This is a genomic window from Pseudomonas paracarnis (assembly GCF_904063055.1).
GTDB lineage: Bacteria > Pseudomonadota > Gammaproteobacteria > Pseudomonadales > Pseudomonadaceae > Aquipseudomonas > Aquipseudomonas paracarnis.
In genome coordinates this window covers 1-18647 of the sequence record NZ_CAJFCN010000018.1, presented here as the reverse complement: position 1 = coordinate 18647, position 18647 = coordinate 1, and the positions used below count along the sequence as shown (strand labels likewise).

Here is an 18647-nt window from a genome sequence, read left to right as displayed (position 1 = left end):
CCTGATCAGTCATTGACGGTTTCTCCGGTTTTCTTGCTCTTGAACATATCCAGCGCCAGCATGATTGCACCAACGGTGATGGCGCTGTCGGCAAAGTTGAACGCCGGGAAGTAGTGGCGGTTCTGCCAATGCACCAGGATGAAGTCGATCACATGGCCCAGGGCGATGCGGTCATACAGGTTACCCAGCGCGCCGCCCAAAACCAGGGCCAGCGCGATAGCCAGCCAGGTGTCGTCGCGGCCCAGGCGCTTGAGCCACACCACCAGCACGGCACTGACCACCACGGCGATCAGCGCGAACAGCCAGCGCTGCCAGCCACCGCCATCAGCGAGGAAGCTGAAGGCGGCACCCGTGTTATAGGCCAGGGTCCAGCTGAAGTAATCCGGGATCACCACGATTTGCTGGAACATTTCCAGGGAGCCCTCGAAGTGAGCCTTGCTGACCTGGTCAATGACCAGTACCAGCAGGCTCAGTACGAGCCAGCCCAGACGTCCGAAACGACTGGCTGTATTAGGCATAGTGACGAACCTCGCCTTCACCGCTGATGTTGTCGACACAACGACCACAGATTTCCGGGTGCTCAGGGTTCACGCCGACATCTTCACGGCAGTGCCAGCAACGGGCGCATTTAGGGAAGGCCGACTTCACCACCTTGAGCTTCAGGCCCGGCACCTCGGTGACCACGGCATCTGCCGGGGCCTGGGCGAAAGGTGCCAGGCTCGCGGTGGAGGTGATCAGTACGAAGCGCAGTTCGTTGCTCAGCTTGGCCAGGTCGGCAGTCAGGCCGTCCTCGGCAAACAAGGTGACTTCGGCTTGCAGGTTGCCGCCCACGGCCTTGGCCGCACGCTGAACTTCCAGCTCCTTGTTCACCGCAACCTTGACAGCCATGACGCCTTCCCAGTACTCGCGGCCCAGTTCGAAGTCGGCCGGCAGTTCGGTCAGGCCTTCGTACCAGGTGTTGAGCATGACCGACTCGTTACGCTCGCCCGGCAGGTATTCCCACAGCTCGTCGGCGGTGAACGCCAGGATCGGCGCGATCCAGCGCACCAGCGCTTCGCTGATGTGGTACAGCGCGGTCTGCGCCGAACGGCGAGCCTTGCTGTTGGCGCCGGTGGTGTACTGGCGGTCCTTGATGATATCGAGGTAGAAACCGCCCAACTCCTGCACGCAGAAGTTGTGGATCTTGGAGTAGACGTTCCAGAAGCGGTATTCGCCGTAGTGTTCCTGCAACTCGCGCTGCAACAACAGGGTACGGTCCACGGCCCAACGGTCCAGCGCGAGCATGTCTTCGGCCGGCAGCAGGTCGGTGGCCGGGTTGAAACCGGTCAGGTTCGACAGCATGAAGCGCGCGGTATTGCGGATACGACGGTAGGCGTCGGCGCTGCGGGCCAGGATCTGGTCCGACACGGCGATTTCACCCGAATAATCGGTGGAAGCCACCCACAGACGCATGATGTCGGCGCCCAACGTATCGTTGATCTTTTTCGGTTCGATCACGTTCTTCAGCGATTTGGACATCTTGCGGCCCGTCTCGTCGACGGTGAAGCCGTGGGTCAGCAGCTCGCGGTACGGCGCGTGGTTGTCGATGGCGCAACCGGTCAGCAGCGACGAGTGGAACCAGCCACGGTGCTGGTCCGAACCTTCCAGGTACAGGTCGGCACGCGGGCCGGTCTCGTGGCCCATAGGGTGCGAACCGCGCAGCACGTGCCAGTGAGTGGTGCCCGAATCGAACCACACGTCGAGGGTGTCGCTGATCTTGTCGTACAGCGGCGCTTCATCGCCCAACAGCTCGGCGGCGTCCAGCTTGAACCAGGCTTCGATGCCTTCCTGTTCAACGCGCTGGGCCACGACTTCCATCAGCTCGACGGTGCGCGGGTGCAGCTCACCGCTTTCCTTGTTCAGGAAAAACGGGATCGGCACGCCCCAGTTACGCTGGCGGGAGATGCACCAGTCAGGACGGTTGGCGATCATCGAGTGCAGGCGCGCCTGGCCCCAGGCCGGGACGAACTTGGTGTCTTCGATGGCTTTGAGCGAGCGTACACGCAGGGTGTCGCCGCTGGTCGGCTCTTTGTCCATGCCGATAAACCACTGCGCCGTAGCGCGGTAGATCAGCGGGGTCTTGTGACGCCAGCAATGCATGTAGCTGTGCTGGATGGTGGCGGTTTGCATCAACGCACCGACTTCACGCAGCTTTTCGATGATCGGCTGGTCAGCCTTGAAGATGAACTGGCCACCGAAGAACTCGAGCGAAGACACGTAGACGCCATTGCTCTGCACCGGGTTGATGATGTCATCGTTGACCATGCCGTACTTCTTGCAGATCACGAAGTCGTCCACCCCATAGGCAGGCGAGCAGTGGACAATGCCGGTACCCGAACCCAACTCGACGTAGTCAGCCAGGTACACCGGCGACAGACGGTCATAGAACGGGTGACGGAAGTTGATCAGCTCCAGCGCAGAACCAGTGGTGGTGGCGATCACCGAACCTTTTAGTTCGTAACGCGCCAGGCACGACTCGACCATTTCTTCGGCCAGCACCAACAGGCGATCACCGACGTCCACCAGGGCGTAGGTGAATTCCGGGTGCACGTTCAGCGCCTGGTTGGCCGGGATGGTCCACGGGGTAGTGGTCCAGATCACGATGGCCGCTGGCTTGCTCAGGCTTGCCAGGCCAAAGGCCTCGGCCAGCTTGGCGTCGTCGGCGATCGGGAAGGCCACGTCGATGGTCGAGGACTTCTTGTCTTCGTACTCCACTTCCGCTTCGGCCAGGGCCGAACCGCAGTCGAAGCACCAGTTCACGGGTTTGAGGCCCTTGAACACGAAACCGCCCTTGACGATTTCAGCCAAGGCGCGGATTTCACCGGCCTCGTTCTTGAAGTTCATGGTCTTGTAGGGGTTGTCCCACTCGCCCAGCACGCCCAGGCGGATGAATTCGGACTTCTGGCCTTCGATCTGCTCAGTGGCGTAGGCACGGCACAGTTCGCGGGTCTTGTCCGCGCCCAGGTTCTTGCCGTAGGTCACTTCAACTTTATGCTCGATCGGCAGGCCATGGCAGTCCCAGCCCGGAACGTAGGGCGCGTCAAAGCCCGACAGGGTTTTGGAGCGCAGGATCATGTCCTTGAGAATCTTGTTCAGCGCATGACCGATATGAATCGTGCCGTTGGCATAAGGAGGGCCGTCGTGCAGGACGAATTTCGGACGATCCTTGCCAATTTCGCGCAACTTTCCGTACAGGCCAATACTGTCCCAGCGCTGCAAGATCTGCGGTTCGCGCTGTGGCAGGCCGGCCTTCATTGGGAAGGCGGTGTCCGGAAGGTTTAGCGTGGCTTTATAGTCGGTCATTTAAGGCTCTTCGGTTAGCGATGGGCGCTAGGTGCGGCTAGTGCACGGGCGGCGGCGACATCCGCATTGATCGCCGTTTTCAACGCCTCCAGGGAGGCGAAACGCTGCTCTTCACGCAGCTTCTGGTGGAAAACCACCGTCAAACGCCGGTCGTATAAATCACCGGCAAAATCCAAAAGGTGAACTTCCAGGTGGGCCTTGCCATCACCTGCAACCGTGGGCCTGACGCCTATATTGGCGACTCCTGGCCACGATTGGCCGTCGATGTCGACGCTTACCAGGTAAACCCCGGTCAGCGGCACACGACGGCGCTTGAGTTGCACGTTGGCGGTTGGCGTGCCCAATTGGCGCGCCAGCTTCTGGCCGTGCAATACCCGTCCGGCAATGCGGAACGGGCGACCGAGCAAACGCTCGGCCAGGTCGAAGTCGGCGGCGGCCAGGGCGTTACGCACCTGGGTGCTGCTCACGCGCAGGCCGTCCAGTTCGACGGTTTGCGCGGCTTCGACAGTGAAACCCTGATTGACGCCGGCATGTTGCAGGAAATCGAAATCCCCGACCCGGTCACAACCGAAATGGAAGTCGTCGCCGACCTCCAGGTGCTGTACACCCAAGCCGTCCACCAGGATGCGGTCGACGAACTCGGCGGCGCTGAGGCTGCGCAAACGCTGGTTGAATGCCAGGCAGAGGACACGGTCCACGCCCTCCTCCGCCAACAGTTGCAGCTTGTCCCGCAAGCGCGCCAAGCGGGCCGGCGCGGTTTCGGGGGTAAAGAACTCCCGCGGTTGTGGCTCAAAAATCACCACGCAGCTGGGCACGCCCAACTCGACCGCACGCTCGCGCAGCCGAGCCAGGATAGCCTGGTGGCCACGGTGAACACCGTCAAAGTTGCCAATAGTGGCGACGCAGCCCCGATGCTCGGGGCGCAGGTTGTGGAGACCTCGAACCAGCTGCATAACGCGCTTCTTGCTCATAAAGTGGTCGATTATAACCACACCCAGCCCCGGACGACAGGCAACTGCGCAGGCCAAATGGGTCGAATCGATAAAACAACCGTTTTATCGCGGCAAAGTCTCTATCCCAACGACTTGCGATTGAAATCACGCAGGCGGAAACCCTGCAACAGCAACATCCCGAAGTACACCGCCACGCCCGCGACCACCAATACACCCAGGCGCATGAAGCGCTCCAGCATATTACCTTGGGACCAGGCCGGCATGAGGTGCATCAGGGCAAAGAGCACAACCGACATCGCGGCGACCGCCACCAGCAGCTTGAGCGCAAACACGCCCCAGCCGGGCTGTGGTTGGTACATCTGCTGTTTACGCAATTGGTAAAACAGCAGGCCTGCGTTTATACATGCCCCCGCGCTGATCGCCAAAGCCAGGCCGGCGTGGGCCAGCGGGCCGATAAACACCAGGTTGAGCAGTTGAGTAACCACCAGGGTGAAAATCGCGATTTTCACCGGGGTACGGATGTTTTGCTGAGCGTAGAAGCCGGGCGCCAGCACTTTGATCACGATAATGCCGAGCAGACCGACGGAGTAGGCGACCAGCGCATGCTGGGTCATCAAGGCGTCATGGGCGTCGAACTGCCCGTATTGAAACAGCGAGACCGTCAACGGTTCGGCGAGGATGCCCAGGGCCAGGGCGCACGGCAACACCAGCAGAAAGCATAGGCGCAGGCCCCAATCGAGTATGCGTGAGTATTCCTGGCGATCCTTGCTGGCGTAGGTACGCGCCAGGGTCGGCAGCAGGATGGTGCCCAACGCCACGCCCAGCACACCGGATGGCAATTCCATCAGGCGGTCGGCGTAGTACATCCACGACACCGAGCCGGATACCAGCAACGAGGCGAACGCGGTGTTGATGATCAGGGAAATCTGACTGACCGACACCCCGAGGATCGCCGGCAGCATGTTGCGCATCACGCGCCAGACGCCGGAATCCTTGAGGTTCAAGCGCGGCAGTACAAGCATGCCGATTTTTTTCAGGTGCGGCAGCTGGTACAGCAACTGTGCCAGGCCGCCGGCCAGGACCGCCCAGCCCAGGGCCATGACGGGCGGATCGAAATACGGCGTAAGGAACAACGCAAAAATAATCATGCTGACGTTCAGCAAGGTCGGCACAAAGGCCGGTACCGAGAAACGATTCCAGGTATTGAGGATCGCCCCGGCGAGCGAAGACAGGGAAATCAGCAATATATAAGGAAAGGTCACCCGCAGCAGATCAGTGGTCAGCGCGAACTTTTCCGGCGTATTGGCAAAACCGGGCGCCGTGGCCCAGATCACCCAGGGCGCGGCGAGCATCCCGACGATGGTTACCAGCATCAGCACCAGCGTCAGCAAACCTGAGACGTAGGCGATAAACGTACGGGTCGCCTCCTCGCCATGCTGGGTCTTGTACTCGGCCAGAATCGGCACGAACGCCTGGGAAAACGCGCCTTCGGCAAAGATCCGCCGCAACAGGTTGGGCAGTTTAAAGGCAATAAAGAACGCATCCGTGGCCATGCTGGCGCCAAAGATGCGGGCCAGCAGGGTGTCACGCACGAACCCCAACACCCTGGAAATCATCGTGATAGAGCTGACCGCAGCCAACGATTTGAGCAGATTCATTGAAAGAGTTTGCGCCTATAGATAAAGAGCAGGCGAACTACGCGCCCACTTATGCGATACTGCGCGCCTGCAACAGCACAGAGCCAAAGCTCGCGAGTTTACAGGTCAAGCGCCGGAAATAAATCACCCGCCTCTTCAGATCGACCACTCAGCAGTTCGCATCAGCCGCCCTTGACAACCCGTCAAGTCATCGGCATGATTCGCGGCCTATTTTGTTTGCTATTTCCTAAAAAGTCTTTCGAGGAGCTCGACGGTGGCCAACACACCTTCCGCCAAAAAACGTGCAAAACAGGCTGAGAAGCGTCGCAGCCACAACGCCAGCCTGCGTTCCATGGTTCGCACCTACATCAAGAATGTAGTCAAAGCCATCGACACCAAAGACGCTGAAAAAGCTCAAGCAGCTTACGTTCTGGCTGTGCCTGTTATCGACCGTATGGCCGATAAAGGCATCATCCACAAGAACAAGGCCGCTCGCCATAAGAGCCGCCTGAATGGCCACATCAAGGCTCTGAGCGTTCCTGCTGCAGCCTAAGTGGTAACAACTGCCACGTAGCCCAGGTTGCGTAACAGTTAAGAAATGCCCCGTACCGAAAGGTCCGGGGCATTTTTGTTTGCCCCCTGAAAACTGTAGGAGCGAGCTTGCTCGCGAAGATCGTTAACGATGACGCGGGAAGCCTGGCGCCCGAGGGGTTCTCAGGTTTTTCGCGAGCACGCTCGCGCCTACAGAAAGTTGACCGGGAATATTCTCAAGGCAAAAAAACGCCCCGAACCAGTCGGGGCGTTTTTGATACCGATTGATCAAACCACAATCAATGGTGATGACCGCCTTCACCGTGGACGTGGCCGTGAGCCACTTCTTCCTGGGAAGCGTCGCGGATGGCCACGATCTTCACTTGGAAGTTCAGGCGCTGGCCAGCCAGAGGGTGGTTGCCGTCAACGGTAACGTCGTCGCCGTCCAGGTCGCGGATGGTGACGATCTGCATTTGGCCGTCCGGCGCGGAAGCGTGGAACTGCATGCCCACTTCCAGCTCATCAACACCTTCGAACATGCTGCGGCTCAAGGTGCTGACCAGTTCGGCGGAGTATTCGCCGTAGGCATCTTCAGGTTCTACGGCGACGGTCAGTTCGTCACCGACGTTCTTGCCTTCCAGAGCCTTTTCCAGGCCCGGGATGATGTTACCTGCGCCTTGCAGGTAAACCAGCGGCGCGCCGCCGGCGGAGCTGTCGATGACCTCACCAGCGTCGTTGGTCAGGGTATAGTCGATGGAGACAGCCTTGTTAGCGGCGATCGTCATGGGGCGAGACCTTTTGCATAAGAATGAAGAACGGACAAGTCTAAACAAGGATTTGCCCGAAAGCGAACGGAACCCGGACGGACGGGGCCGATCAACGGTCACGATCACAGGTTTTCATCAGGACGACGATGGCCACTGGGTGGCCGAGCTGTCCTGCGGCCACACCCAGCACCTGCGCCACCAACCGCCCTGGCAGTCGCGCGCCTGGGTGCTCGACCCCGCGCAACGCCTTGAAAAAATAGGCCAGGCCTTTGCGTGCGGCTGGTGTGCGCAAGGGCACGAATAACGATAACCTTGGCGCCTGATTCGCGGTAGGCACTCACCCATAGAGCGCCACCCAAGCCATGCACCTCCAGAGAATTCGCATGCAGACTTTTTTTATCGCGCCCACCGATTTTGGTGTGGGTCTGACCTCCATCAGCCTTGGGCTGGTGCGCACCCTGGAACGGGCCGGCCTGAAAGTCGGTTTTTTCAAACCCATCGCCCAGCCACACCCTGGCGATACCGGGCCGGAACGCTCCACCGAGCTGGTGGCGCGCACCCACGGCCTGAAACCGCCGCAGCCCCTGGGCCTGGCTCACGTGGAGCGCATGCTCGGCGACGGCCAGCTCGATGAGCTGCTCGAAGAGATCATCACCCTTTACCAACAGGCAGCCGTAGGCAAAGACGTGCTGATCGTCGAAGGCATGGTGCCGACCCGCAGCGCCAGCTACGCGGCACGGGTCAACCTGCACCTGGCCAAGAGCCTGGACGCCGAAGTGATCCTGGTCTCGGCGCCAGAAAATGAAGTGCTCACCGAGCTTTCCGGCCGTGTGGAATTGCAGGCCCAACTGTTTGGCGGTCCCAAAGACCCGAAAGTGCTGGGCGTAATCCTCAACAAGGTACGCACCGACGAAAGCATGGAAGCCTTCTCGGCGCGCCTCAAAGAGCATTCGCCGCTGTTGCGCAGCGGCGATTTCCGGCTGCTCGGCTGCATCCCCTACCAACCCGAGCTGAATGCCCCGCGCACCCGCGACGTGGCCGACCTGATGGGCGCGCAGATCCTCAATGCCGGCGACTACGAAAGCCGGCGCATGACCAAGATCATCATTTGCGCACGCACCATGCGTAACACCGTCGAGCTGCTCAAACCCGGCGTGTTGGTGGTGACCCCGGGAGATCGCGATGACATCATCCTCGCCGTCAGCCTGGCCGCCATCAATGGCGTGCCGCTGGCCGGGCTGCTGCTGACCAGCGACACCCTGCCCGACCCACGCATCATGGATCTGTGCCGGGGCGCCTTCCAGGCGGGGTTGCCGGTGTTGTCGGTGAGCACCGGCTCCTATGACACCGCCAACCAGCTCAATAGCCTCAACAAGGAAATCCCTATCGATGACCGCGAGCGTGCGGAAATCATCACCGACTTCGTCGCCAGCCACCTCGATGCGCGCTGGCTGCACCAGCGTTGCGGCACGCCGCGGGAGATGCGCCTGTCGCCGGCGGTGTTCCGTTACCAGTTGATCCAACGCGCCCAGGCCGCCAACAAACGCATCGTGTTGCCCGAAGGCAGCGAGCCGCTGACCGTACAGGCCGCCGCAATCTGCCAGGCCCGCGGCATTGCCCGTTGCGTGCTGCTGGCCAAGCCTGCGGATGTGGAGGCAGTCGCCCGCGCCCAGGGTATCGACCTGCCCGAAGGCCTGGAGATTCTCGACCCCGACCTGATTCGCCAACGCTACGTGGAGCCAATGGTCGCCTTGCGCAAGAGCAAAAGCCTCAACGCGCCCATGGCCGAGCAACAACTGGAAGACACCGTGGTGATCGCCACCATGATGCTCGCTCTCGACGAAGTGGATGGCCTGGTCTCCGGCGTTATTCACTCCACCGCCAATACCATTCGCCCTGCCCTGCAACTGATCAAGACCGCGCCGGGCTGCACCTTGGTGTCGTCGGTGTTCTTTATGCTGTTCCCCGAGCAGGTACTGGTGTACGGCGACTGCGTGATGAACCCGCACCCAAGCGCTGCGGAACTGGCGGAAATCGCCCTGCAAAGCGCCGACTCGGCGGCCGCGTTCGGCATCACGCCACGGGTGGCGATGATCAGCTATTCCAGCGGTGACTCGGCCAGCGGCGAGGAGGTGGAAAAAGTCCGCGAAGCCACCCTGCTCGCCCACGAACAACAAAGCTCGCTGCTGATCGACGGCCCGTTGCAATACGACGCCGCCGCCAACGAAAACGTCGCCCGACAACTGGCGCCCAACAGCCAGGTGGCAGGCAAGGCCACCGTCTTTGTATTCCCGGACCTGAACACCGGCAACACCACCCACAAAGCCGTACAACGCAGCGCCGATTGCGTGAGCCTGGGGCCGATGCTCCAGGGCCTGCGCAAACCGGTCAATGACCTGCCACGAGGCGCCCAGGTGGACGACATCGTGTACACCATCGCCCTGACGGCGATCCAAGCCGCCAACCGACCCATGGATATCTAAATGCTGGATTTTCTACCTGCCGCCGTGCGCGGGGTGATCGCTTCGCTGTTGCTGGCGCTGAACACGATCCTGCTGTGTTCGTTCCTGTTTATCGTGGCGCTGTTCAAGGCGCTGCCGTTCGCCAAGCGCCTGAGCGAATGGCTGATGAACCACACCCATGAAGCCTGGGTCACCAACAACAAGGGTTGGATGAACCTGGTGCGCCGTACGCGCTGGCACCTGACTGGCCTTGAGGGCCTGGACTACCAGCACTCGTACCTGGTGACCAGCAACCATCAGAGCTGGGTCGACATCATGGTGTTGCAGTACGTGCTCAATCGGCGCATTCGCCCCCTGAAGTTCTTCCTCAAGCAAGAGCTGATCTGGGTACCGGTGATTGGTCTGGCGTGGTGGGCGCTGGGCTTTCCCTTCATGAAGCGCTACAGCAAGGCTTATTTGGAGAAGCACCCGGAGAAGAAAGGCAAAGACCTGGAAACCACGCGCAAGACCTGTGCGAAGTTTCGCGACAACCCCGTGGGGATTTTCAACTTTGCCGAAGGCACACGCTTTACGCCGGGCAAGCATGCGCAGCAGCAGTCACCGTTTCGCTACCTGCTTAAACCCAAGGCGGGCGGCATTGCGTTTGTACTGGACGCCATGGGCGAGCAGCTCAAATCACTGATCAATGTGACCATTCACTACCCCGCCGGGCGCCCAGGTTATTGGGATTTGCTGTGCGGTAATGTGAAGGACGTGGTGGTGCACTTTGAAGAGGTGCAGATACCGGCCGAATTCATCGGCAAGAATTATGAGCAGGATGGGGAATATCGACTGGCGTTCCAGGGCTGGATCAACCAGTTGTGGCAAGACAAGGATGCATTGTTGGAACAGCTGCACAAAGACTTTCCGGCCAGCCGCTGATCAACATGTGGATGCAATTTAATGTGGGGGCTGGCTTGCCTGCGATAGCGGTGGATCAGCTAAGGATCAATAAACTGACAGTCTGCTATCGCAGGCAAGCCAGCTCCCACATTGACCGAGTCCATATTTGAGAATATGTAAAAAGCCCGCCACCGGGTAATCGGTGGCGGGCTTTTTTGTGCGGCAATTAAAGCTTAGATCGCGCCGCGCTGACGCAACAGTTCCAGCACTTGCTTGACGCTGTCTTCCAGCGACAACGCCTGGGTGTCGATCACAAGGTCGGCATTCAGCGGCACGTCATACGGGAAGGATTCGCCAGGGATGTTATCCCCACCGGCCGCGTACAAACCTTGCGGGTCACGCTCGGCGCACACCAACGGCGATGCCTGCACGTAGACGGTCAGCAGTCGGTCCGCACCAATCAGCGCCTTGGCCTGTTCACGGCCTTCGGCATCCGGCGCAACGAAGGCTGCCAGAGTCAACAGGCCGGCTTCATTGAACTGACGCGCCACATGAGCGGCACGACGCCAGTTCTCGGTACGCCCGGCACGGTCCTGCGGCAACCCTTTGTTCAGGTCGTGACGCAGGTTCTGGCCGTCCAGTACGAACACCGCACGGCCCATGTCGAACAGCTTGCGCTCGACCGCATAGGCCAGAGTGCTCTTGCCTGCGCCCGACAAGCCGCTGAACAACACCGTGGCCGGCTGCTGGCCGAAACGCAGGGCGCGCTCTTCGGTGGCGACATGCGCCAGGCTGCCGTGCTGCGCAGCGCCGCCATGACCCACCGGGGGCGCGATGATCATGCCCGCGGCGACCGTGCCGTTGGTCAAACGATCGATCACGATGAACGCGCCGGTGGTGCGGTTGCTGTCGTAACCGTCCAGGGCGATGGCGGCGTCCAGGCTGACCTTGACCCGGCCAATTTCGTTGAGCTGCAGCGAACTCGCCGGGCCTTCGGCCAGGGTGTTTACGTCCACGCGGTGCACGATGCTGGTGATGGAACCCGGCACGTAGCTGGTGGCGCGCTTGATGTCGTATTTCTTGCCTGGCAGCATCGGTTCTTCAGCCATCCACACCAGCATGGCGTCGAAGGCGTCGGTCACTTGCGGCACGTTGTCGGCATGCACCAACAGGTCGCCACGGGAGATGTCGATCTCATCTTCCATGGTCAAGGTCACGGCCTGGCCTGGGCCTGCGTGTTCCAGCTCACCTTCAAAGGTGACGATGGATTTGACGCGGCTGCTCTTGCCCGACGGCAATACCACCACTTCGTCGCCCTTGTGCACGATGCCGCTCGCCAGGGTGCCGGCAAACCCACGGAAGTTCAGGTTCGGGCGGTTGACGTATTGCACCGGGAAACGCAGGTCGGTGTAGTTGCGGTCGTTGGCGATCTCGACAGTCTCCAAGATCTCCATCAGCGACTGGCCGGTGTACCAGGGCGAACGCTCGCTCTTGTTCACCACGTTGTCGCCCTTGAGCGCCGACATCGGCACGAAGGCCAGGGTGCTCGGCTTGAATGCGATACCTTCGGCGAACTTCAGGTAATCGGCCTTGATCGACTCGAATACGCTTTGGTCAAAGCCGTTGATGTCCATCTTGTTGATGGCCACCACGATGTGTTTGATGCCCAGCAACGAGGCGATGTAGCTGTGACGACGGGTCTGGGTCTGCACGCCGTAGCGGGCGTCGATCAGGATGATCGCCAGGTCACAGGTAGACGCACCGGTGGCCATGTTGCGGGTGTACTGCTCATGGCCGGGGGTATCGGCGATGATGAATTTGCGCTTGGCGGTGGAGAAATAGCGGTAGGCAACATCGATGGTGATGCCCTGCTCACGCTCGGCCTGCAGGCCATCGACCAGCAACGCCAGGTCGATATCGTCACCGGTGGTGCCGGACTTCTTCGAGTCGCGGGTAATGGCTTCCAGGTGATCTTCGTAGATCATCTTGGAGTCGTGCAGCAGGCGCCCGATCAGGGTGCTCTTGCCGTCATCGACGTTGCCGCAGGTCAGGAAGCGCAACATCTCTTTGCGCTCGTGCTGGCCCAGGTAGGCGAGGATGTCCTCGCTGATCAAATCAGATTGATGCGACATGACAGCCCCTTAGAAATAGCCTTGACGTTTTTTATCTTCCATCGAGCCTGCACCATCGTGGTCGATGACACGGCCCTGGCGCTCGGAAGTTCGCGTCAGGAGCATTTCCTGAATGATGTCCGTCAGCGTCTCGGCTTCGGACTCCACCGCACCCGTCAACGGGTAGCAGCCAAGGGTGCGGAAACGTACTTTCTTTTTGACGATACGGGCTTTGTCTTCGTCGGACAGGTGCTCGAGGATGCGGTCGTCGTCGATCATGATCAACGTGCCGTTCTTCTCGATCACCTCGCGCTCGGCGGCGAAGTACAGCGGCACGATCGGAATGCCTTCCAGGTAGATGTACTGCCAGATGTCAAGCTCGGTCCAGTTGGACAGCGGGAACACGCGGATCGACTCGCCCTTGTTGACGTTGCCGTTGTAGACGTTCCACAGCTCCGGGCGTTGGTTCTTCGGGTCCCAACGGTGCTTGCTGTCGCGGAACGAGTACACGCGCTCTTTGGCACGGGATTTCTCTTCATCGCGACGGGCACCGCCGAATGCTGCGTCGAAACCATGCTTGTCCAGCGCCTGCTTGAGGCCCTCGGTCTTCATGATATCGGTGTGCTTGGCACTGCCGTGGGTGAACGGGTTGATGTTCTGCGCCACGCCATCGGGGTTGATGTGGGTGATGAGGTCCAGCCCCAATTCCTCGACCATCTTGTCGCGGAACTTGTACATCTCCTGGAATTTCCAGCGAGTGTCGACGTGCATCACCGGAAATGGCAGTTTGCCCGGGAAGAAGGCCTTGCGTGCCAGGTGCAGCATCACGGCGGAGTCTTTACCGATCGAGTAGAGCATCACCGGGTTATCGAACTCGGCGGCGACCTCGCGGATGATGTGGATGCTTTCCGCCTCCAGCTGTTTCAGATGCGTCAGTTTGTCGACCATGGTTACTCACGGAAAAACGATCTTGTGGACGGCCAGCGGGCCGTGTTCGAGCGAGGCATGCTAGCACAGCAACTTCTTCTATTTAGGGAGCCAGCTAGACCGAAACGATATATGAATATGCCGCCGAGTTTGGCGCCCAACTCGCTCAATGTGGGAGCTGGCTTGCCTGCGATACAGGCGCCGTGCTCCTTCAGGCTGACCGAGGTGATGCCATCGCAGGCAAGCCAGCGCCCACGGTGTTCATGCTGTGCTTTAGATCGGATTGGGGCAGTCGATGAACAGATGCTCCAGGGCAAAGCGCCGCGCCAGATAGTCGCCTAGCGCCTGCACGCCATAGCGTTCGGTGGCGTGATGGCCGGCGGCGATGAAGCTGATGTCGTTTTCCCGGGCGCTGTGGAAGGTCTGTTCGGACGCTTCACCGCTCAGGTACAAATCGACACCCGCGGCAATCGCCTGGTCGATGTAGCCCTGGCCGCCACCGGTACACCAGCCGACGCGGCGAATCATCTCGCTGCCTTCGATCAGCAGCGGTTCGCGGCCCATCACGTCCTGCACGCGGCGGGCGAAGTCGCGGGGTGACAAGGGCTCGGCCAGGGAGCCGACCAGGCCGACGATTTTTGGGTTGCCGGGGTCCAGCGGGCCTTCGACGGTGATGTCCAGGTGGCGAGCCAGTTGCACGTTGTTGCCGACATCGGCGTGCAGGTCCAGGGGCAAGTGGTAGGCCAGCAGGCTGATGTCATGCTTGAGCAGTGTTTTGAGGCGGCGCTGCTTCATGCCGGTGATGCATGGGTTTTCGCCCTTCCAGAAGTAACCGTGGTGCACCAGCACCAGGTCGGCCTTGGCTTCGACAGCGGCGTCCAGCAGGGCTTGGCTGGCGGTCACGCCGCTGACGATGCGCATCACTTGGGGCCGGCCCTCGACCTGCAGGCCATTGGGGCAGTAATCGGCAATTTTGGCGCTGCCGAGGTAGCGGTCGGCTTCCTCGACGAGGGTAGTAAGGGGCACGGCCATAAAAGACTCCTAAATATCCCGTTCGCAGGCGTCACAGCCTCGTATAATGCGCGACATTATGGGCGCTCTCCCGCCCCCTGCAACCTGTCAGGACTTACTTGATGCTCAAGGCACTGCGTTTTTTTGGATGGCCATTGTTGGCTGGCGTGCTGATCGCGATGCTGATTATCCAGCGTTATCCCCAGTGGGTGGGCCTGCCCACACTGGATGTGAACCTGCAACAGGCGCCGCAGACCAACACAGTGGTGCAAGGGCCGGTGACCTATGCCGATGCCGTGGTCATCGCCGCTCCGGCGGTGGTCAACCTGTACACCACCAAGGTCATCAACAAACCTGCGCATCCGTTGTTTGAAGACCCGCAATTTCGCCGCTACTTCGGTGACAACGGCCCCAAGCAGCGCCGCATGGAATCCAGCCTCGGCTCCGGCGTAATCATGAGCCCCGAAGGCTACATCCTCACCAACAACCACGTGACCACGGGCGCCGACCAGATCGTGGTGGCCCTGCGTGACGGCCGCGAAACCCTGGCCCGTGTGGTGGGCAGCGACCCGGAAACGGATCTGGCGGTACTCAAGATTGATCTGAAGAACCTGCCGGCCATCACCCTCGGCCGCTCCGACGGTTTGCGCGTGGGCGATGTGGCGCTGGCCATCGGCAACCCGTTCGGAGTGGGGCAAACGGTGACCATGGGCATCATCAGCGCCACCGGGCGTAACCAGTTGGGCCTTAACAGCTACGAAGATTTCATCCAGACCGACGCGGCGATCAACCCCGGCAACTCGGGCGGTGCGCTGGTGGACGCCAATGGCAACCTGACTGGCATCAACACCGCGATTTTTTCCAAGTCTGGCGGTTCACAGGGCATTGGTTTTGCCATCCCGGTAAAGCTGGCGATGGAAGTGATGAAGTCGATCATTGAGCACGGCCAGGTGATTCGCGGCTGGCTGGGCATTGAAGTACAGCCTTTGACCAAGGAACTGGCCGAGTCATTTGGCCTGACCGGGCGTCCAGGCATCGTGGTAGCGGGGATCTTCCGCGACGGCCCGGCGCAGAAAGCCGGCCTGCAACTGGGCGATGTGATCCTCAGCATCGACGGCGCGCCGGCGGGTGATGGCCGCAAGTCCATGAACCAGGTGGCGCGGATCAAGCCGACCGACAAGGTGGCGATCCTGGTGATGCGCAACGGCAAGGAGATCAAACTGTCGGCGGAAATCGGCCTGCGCCCACCACCGGCGACCGCGCCAGTCAAAGAAGAGCAATAACCGTCGCGACCCAAGCGCCCGTTCGCGGGCGCTTGTAAGGCCATATTTCTTAGCGATTCATTCTCATTAGGCATGTTATATTGTTTCAATATCGCTATTGGAACGCTCTATCATGTCGTCTCGAAAGTTTGTGCCCTTGGCCGGCCTGGCCCTGGGTTTGCTGCTCGACCCTGCCTACGCCGAAGAAAACACCCTGGAACTGGACACCATCAGCGTCACTTCCGACGCCTATGAATCCGCTACCGGTCCGGTCGACGGCTACCGTGCCACCCGCTCTGCCAGTGCGACCAAGACCGACACGGCCTTGCGCGACATCCCGCAGTCGATCAGCGTGATTCCGGCCACGGTACTCAAAGACCTGGGCAGTACCAGCGTTGAACGCGCCCTGGAATTCGCCGGCGGTGTGTCCAAGCAAAACAACTTCGGCGGCCTGACTCTCTACGAATACAGCGTGCGCGGCTTCACCACATCCGAGTTCTACCAGGATGGTTTCAGCGCCAACCGTGGTTACCCCAGCACCCCGGACGCGGCGAATATCGAGCGCATTGAAGTGCTCAAAGGCCCCGCCGCCAGCCTTTATGGGCGTGGCGATCCCGGCGGCACGGTGAATATCGTCACCAAGAAACCTCAGCCCGAGGCCTTCACCACGCTGCAAACCAGCGCCGGCAGTTGGGACCGCTACCGCACGGCGCTGGATGTGAATACGCCGCTGGACAGCGAGGGGCGCGTGCTGACGCGAGTGAACCTGGCCGTTGAAGACAACCACAGCTTTCGCGATCACGTCGACGCCAAGCGTGTGTTTGTTGCGCCCTCCTTCAGCTGGCAACTGGACCCGGACACCACCCTGCTGGTGGAAAGTGAGTTCGTGCGCCACAGCTCCACCTTCGACCGAGGCATCGTCGCCAATACCGGCATGTCCCATTCCACCTTCCTCGGCGAGCCCAACGACGGCAATATCCGCAACCACAACAACCGCATTCAGGCGGCGTTGGAACACCACCTCAACGACGCCTGGAAACTGCGCCTGGCCAGCCATTACAAGCAAGGCAGCCTGTGGGGCGATGCTTCGGAAAGCCGAGCGTTGAACGCAGACGGCCACAGCGTCAATCGCCGCTACCGTGAACGCTCCACCGGTTGGCATGACAGCATCACCCAGCTGGAACTGCGCGGGGTGTTCGATATCGGCAGTTGGCAACATGAGCTGTTGATCGGCACCGAATACGAGGATTACCGCAAGAAAGAGCGTGTGACGACGATCGCTGGCGACTATCCCATCGACATCTACAAACCGGTGTACGGCCAGCCCAAACCCAACGGCATACGCTCCGGCACTGACTTCTTCGAACAGACCAAAAGCCACGCACTGAACCTGCAAGACCAGATCATCTTCACCGACCGCCTGCGCGGCATGATCGGTGCGCGCTTCGAACACTTCGAACAAAGCACCGACGACTTCACCCGCAACCACGCCAAGAGCCGCCAAACCCACGACGCCTTCACTCAACGCGCCGGCCTGCTCTACCAGCTCACGCCAGAAGTCGGCGTGTTTGCCAACGCCTCCACCTCGTTCAAGCCCAATGGCGGTCTGGATGCCGGTGGCAAGTCCTTCAAGCCCGAAGAAGGCGTGGGTTATGAGGTGGGCATCAAGAGCGAGCTGTTTGACGACCGCCTCAGCGCCACCCTGGCGGCCTTTCATATCGAAAAGGAAAACGTGCTGACCCTGGACCCGGCGACCAACCTCAACCGCGCCATGGGCAAGGCCCGCAGCCAGGGCTTCGACCTGCAAGTAACCGGGCAAGTGACCGACGCAGTCCGCGTGATCGGCGCCTTGGCCTACATCGACGCTGAAGTGACCAAGGGCGACAAAATCATCCCCACGGGCAGCCGCATTCTCGGCGTGGCCAAGCGCAGCGGCAGTGTGTTGGGTGTGTATGAATTCCAGGACGGCGCATTGCGTGGCTCAGACCTGGGCGCAGCGTTCACCTATGTAGGTGACCGCTCAGGCGAAGCCGGCACAGGCTTCGAACTGCCCGCCTACCACACCGTGGATTTGCTGGCCCATTACAAGGCCACGCAGAACGTGACGGTGGGGCTGAACCTCAACAACCTGTTCAATGAAAAGTACTACGAGCGGTCCTACAGCAACTATTGGGTCAACCCCGGCGAGCCGCGCAACTTCACGGTTAGCCTGACCCTTAATCTGTAGATACAGTCAAAATGTGTGGCTTGCCTGCGATGACCATAGGTAATCACGATGCGAAGCGAGCCGCTCTTGATCTTGATCTGCTTGTGATCTTGATCTCAGGCGCCCCGTTAAACCACGCTGGCCGAACGCAGGCTTGAATTCGTGGGTAACCCGGCAGGACGCCGGGTTAGCCGCCCCGCGCCATGGATGGCGCGTGGCGGCGGCCCACGGATTCAAGCCTGTGTTCGGGCACACCGAGCCTAGGCGAGGTGCCGAGTGGTGGGGCAAGAGCCCTTTGGTTACTTTGGGGCTCTTTTCCAAAGTGACCCGCTGTAAAAGCCAGCCCTTTCAAGGTCTTCTGTAAAATCCCCTGAAATTCATTCAGGGGGTACCTAAACGATGTGGGCGGAAGTTCTAGCGCGTTTCGAAAAAAAAGCACCTGCCAGTGTCATGGCCAAACTGGCGCTGCAGCAGGCTATTGCCCCCGAGTGGATTGATCAGGTTTTCGAAGAACACCGGCAACGGCAGTATTCTCGTGAGCTATTGTTCTCGACCA

At 60.4% G+C, this 18647-nt stretch carries 14 protein-coding genes; 6 read left to right on the top strand and 8 right to left on the bottom strand.

All coding sequences use genetic code 11. The features are described from left to right. Positions 1-5: 5 nt before the first annotated feature. From lspA to murJ, 4 genes are all read right to left on the bottom strand, one after another. Positions 6-518: a signal peptidase II gene (lspA, locus tag JMV15_RS25300; protein ID WP_014716859.1), complete on the bottom strand. Its 513-nt coding sequence runs from the start codon at positions 516-518 to the stop codon at positions 6-8. Then, positions 511-3342 (bottom strand): isoleucine--tRNA ligase, encoded by a 2832-nt coding sequence (ileS, locus tag JMV15_RS25295; protein WP_038448832.1) that lies wholly within the window; start codon positions 3340-3342, stop codon positions 511-513. The genes lspA and ileS overlap by 8 nt, the downstream gene beginning before the upstream one ends. A gap of 14 nt (positions 3343-3356) precedes the next feature. Beyond that, complete coding sequence (gene ribF, locus JMV15_RS25290; protein WP_003188404.1) at positions 3357-4295, bottom strand: bifunctional riboflavin kinase/FAD synthetase; 939 nt, start codon at positions 4293-4295, stop codon at positions 3357-3359. A 119-nt stretch (positions 4296-4414) separates the two neighbouring features. Then, entirely contained in the window at positions 4415-5953 is a 1539-nt protein-coding gene (murJ, locus tag JMV15_RS25285; RefSeq protein WP_038448824.1) for a murein biosynthesis integral membrane protein MurJ, read from the bottom strand. Positions 5954-6206: 253 nt separating this feature from the next. Here murJ and rpsT point away from each other — a divergent pair, with 253 nt between their 5' ends. Further along, positions 6207-6485, top strand: coding sequence for a 30S ribosomal protein S20 (rpsT, locus tag JMV15_RS25280; RefSeq protein WP_003188401.1), 279 nt, complete (start codon positions 6207-6209; stop codon positions 6483-6485). 277 nt (positions 6486-6762) lie between these two features. On the opposite strand, the gene JMV15_RS25275 is transcribed toward rpsT, so the two are convergent. Next, positions 6763-7248, bottom strand: coding sequence for an FKBP-type peptidyl-prolyl cis-trans isomerase (locus JMV15_RS25275; RefSeq protein ID WP_003188398.1), 486 nt, complete (start codon positions 7246-7248; stop codon positions 6763-6765). Here JMV15_RS25275 and JMV15_RS25270 point away from each other — a divergent pair. The 3 genes from JMV15_RS25270 (at position 7247) to JMV15_RS25260 (ending at position 10613) form a co-directional block, all read left to right on the top strand. Continuing rightward, positions 7247-7534, top strand: coding sequence for a DUF3565 domain-containing protein (locus tag JMV15_RS25270; RefSeq protein WP_102666761.1), 288 nt, complete (start codon positions 7247-7249; stop codon positions 7532-7534). The genes JMV15_RS25275 and JMV15_RS25270 overlap by 2 nt on opposite strands. Positions 7535-7613: 79 nt before the next feature. Further along, a complete protein-coding gene (pta, locus tag JMV15_RS25265) occupies positions 7614-9713 on the top strand; it encodes a phosphate acetyltransferase (RefSeq protein WP_003188396.1) in 2100 nt (699 codons plus the stop codon). Beyond that, positions 9714-10613, top strand: a complete 900-nt coding sequence (locus JMV15_RS25260; RefSeq protein WP_014716856.1) for an acyltransferase — start codon at positions 9714-9716, stop codon at positions 10611-10613. 194 nt (positions 10614-10807) lie between these two features. Here the strand turns inward: JMV15_RS25260 and cysN are convergent, their stop codons facing one another. From cysN to JMV15_RS25245, 3 genes are all read right to left on the bottom strand, one after another. After that, positions 10808-12706, bottom strand: coding sequence for a sulfate adenylyltransferase subunit CysN (gene cysN, locus JMV15_RS25255; protein ID WP_003188392.1), 1899 nt, complete (start codon positions 12704-12706; stop codon positions 10808-10810). A gap of 9 nt (positions 12707-12715) precedes the next feature. After that, on the bottom strand, positions 12716-13633 hold the full coding sequence (cysD, locus tag JMV15_RS25250; RefSeq protein WP_016971196.1) for a sulfate adenylyltransferase subunit CysD: 918 nt from the start codon (positions 13631-13633) through the stop codon (positions 12716-12718). 252 nt (positions 13634-13885) lie between these two features. Continuing rightward, positions 13886-14644 (bottom strand): Nif3-like dinuclear metal center hexameric protein, encoded by a 759-nt coding sequence (locus tag JMV15_RS25245; protein ID WP_020302961.1) that lies wholly within the window; start codon positions 14642-14644, stop codon positions 13886-13888. Positions 14645-14745: 101 nt separating this feature from the next. On the opposite strand from JMV15_RS25245, the gene algW reads away from it, so the two are divergent. Further along, positions 14746-15906, top strand: coding sequence for a Do family serine endopeptidase AlgW (gene algW, locus JMV15_RS25240; RefSeq protein ID WP_003188388.1), 1161 nt, complete (start codon positions 14746-14748; stop codon positions 15904-15906). Between the two features lie 112 nt (positions 15907-16018). Continuing rightward, the gene (locus JMV15_RS25235) at positions 16019-18112 is read left to right on the top strand and encodes a TonB-dependent siderophore receptor (protein WP_020302960.1); all 2094 of its coding nucleotides are present in this window, start codon (positions 16019-16021) and stop codon (positions 18110-18112) included. The last annotated feature ends 535 nt before the right edge of the window (positions 18113-18647 follow it).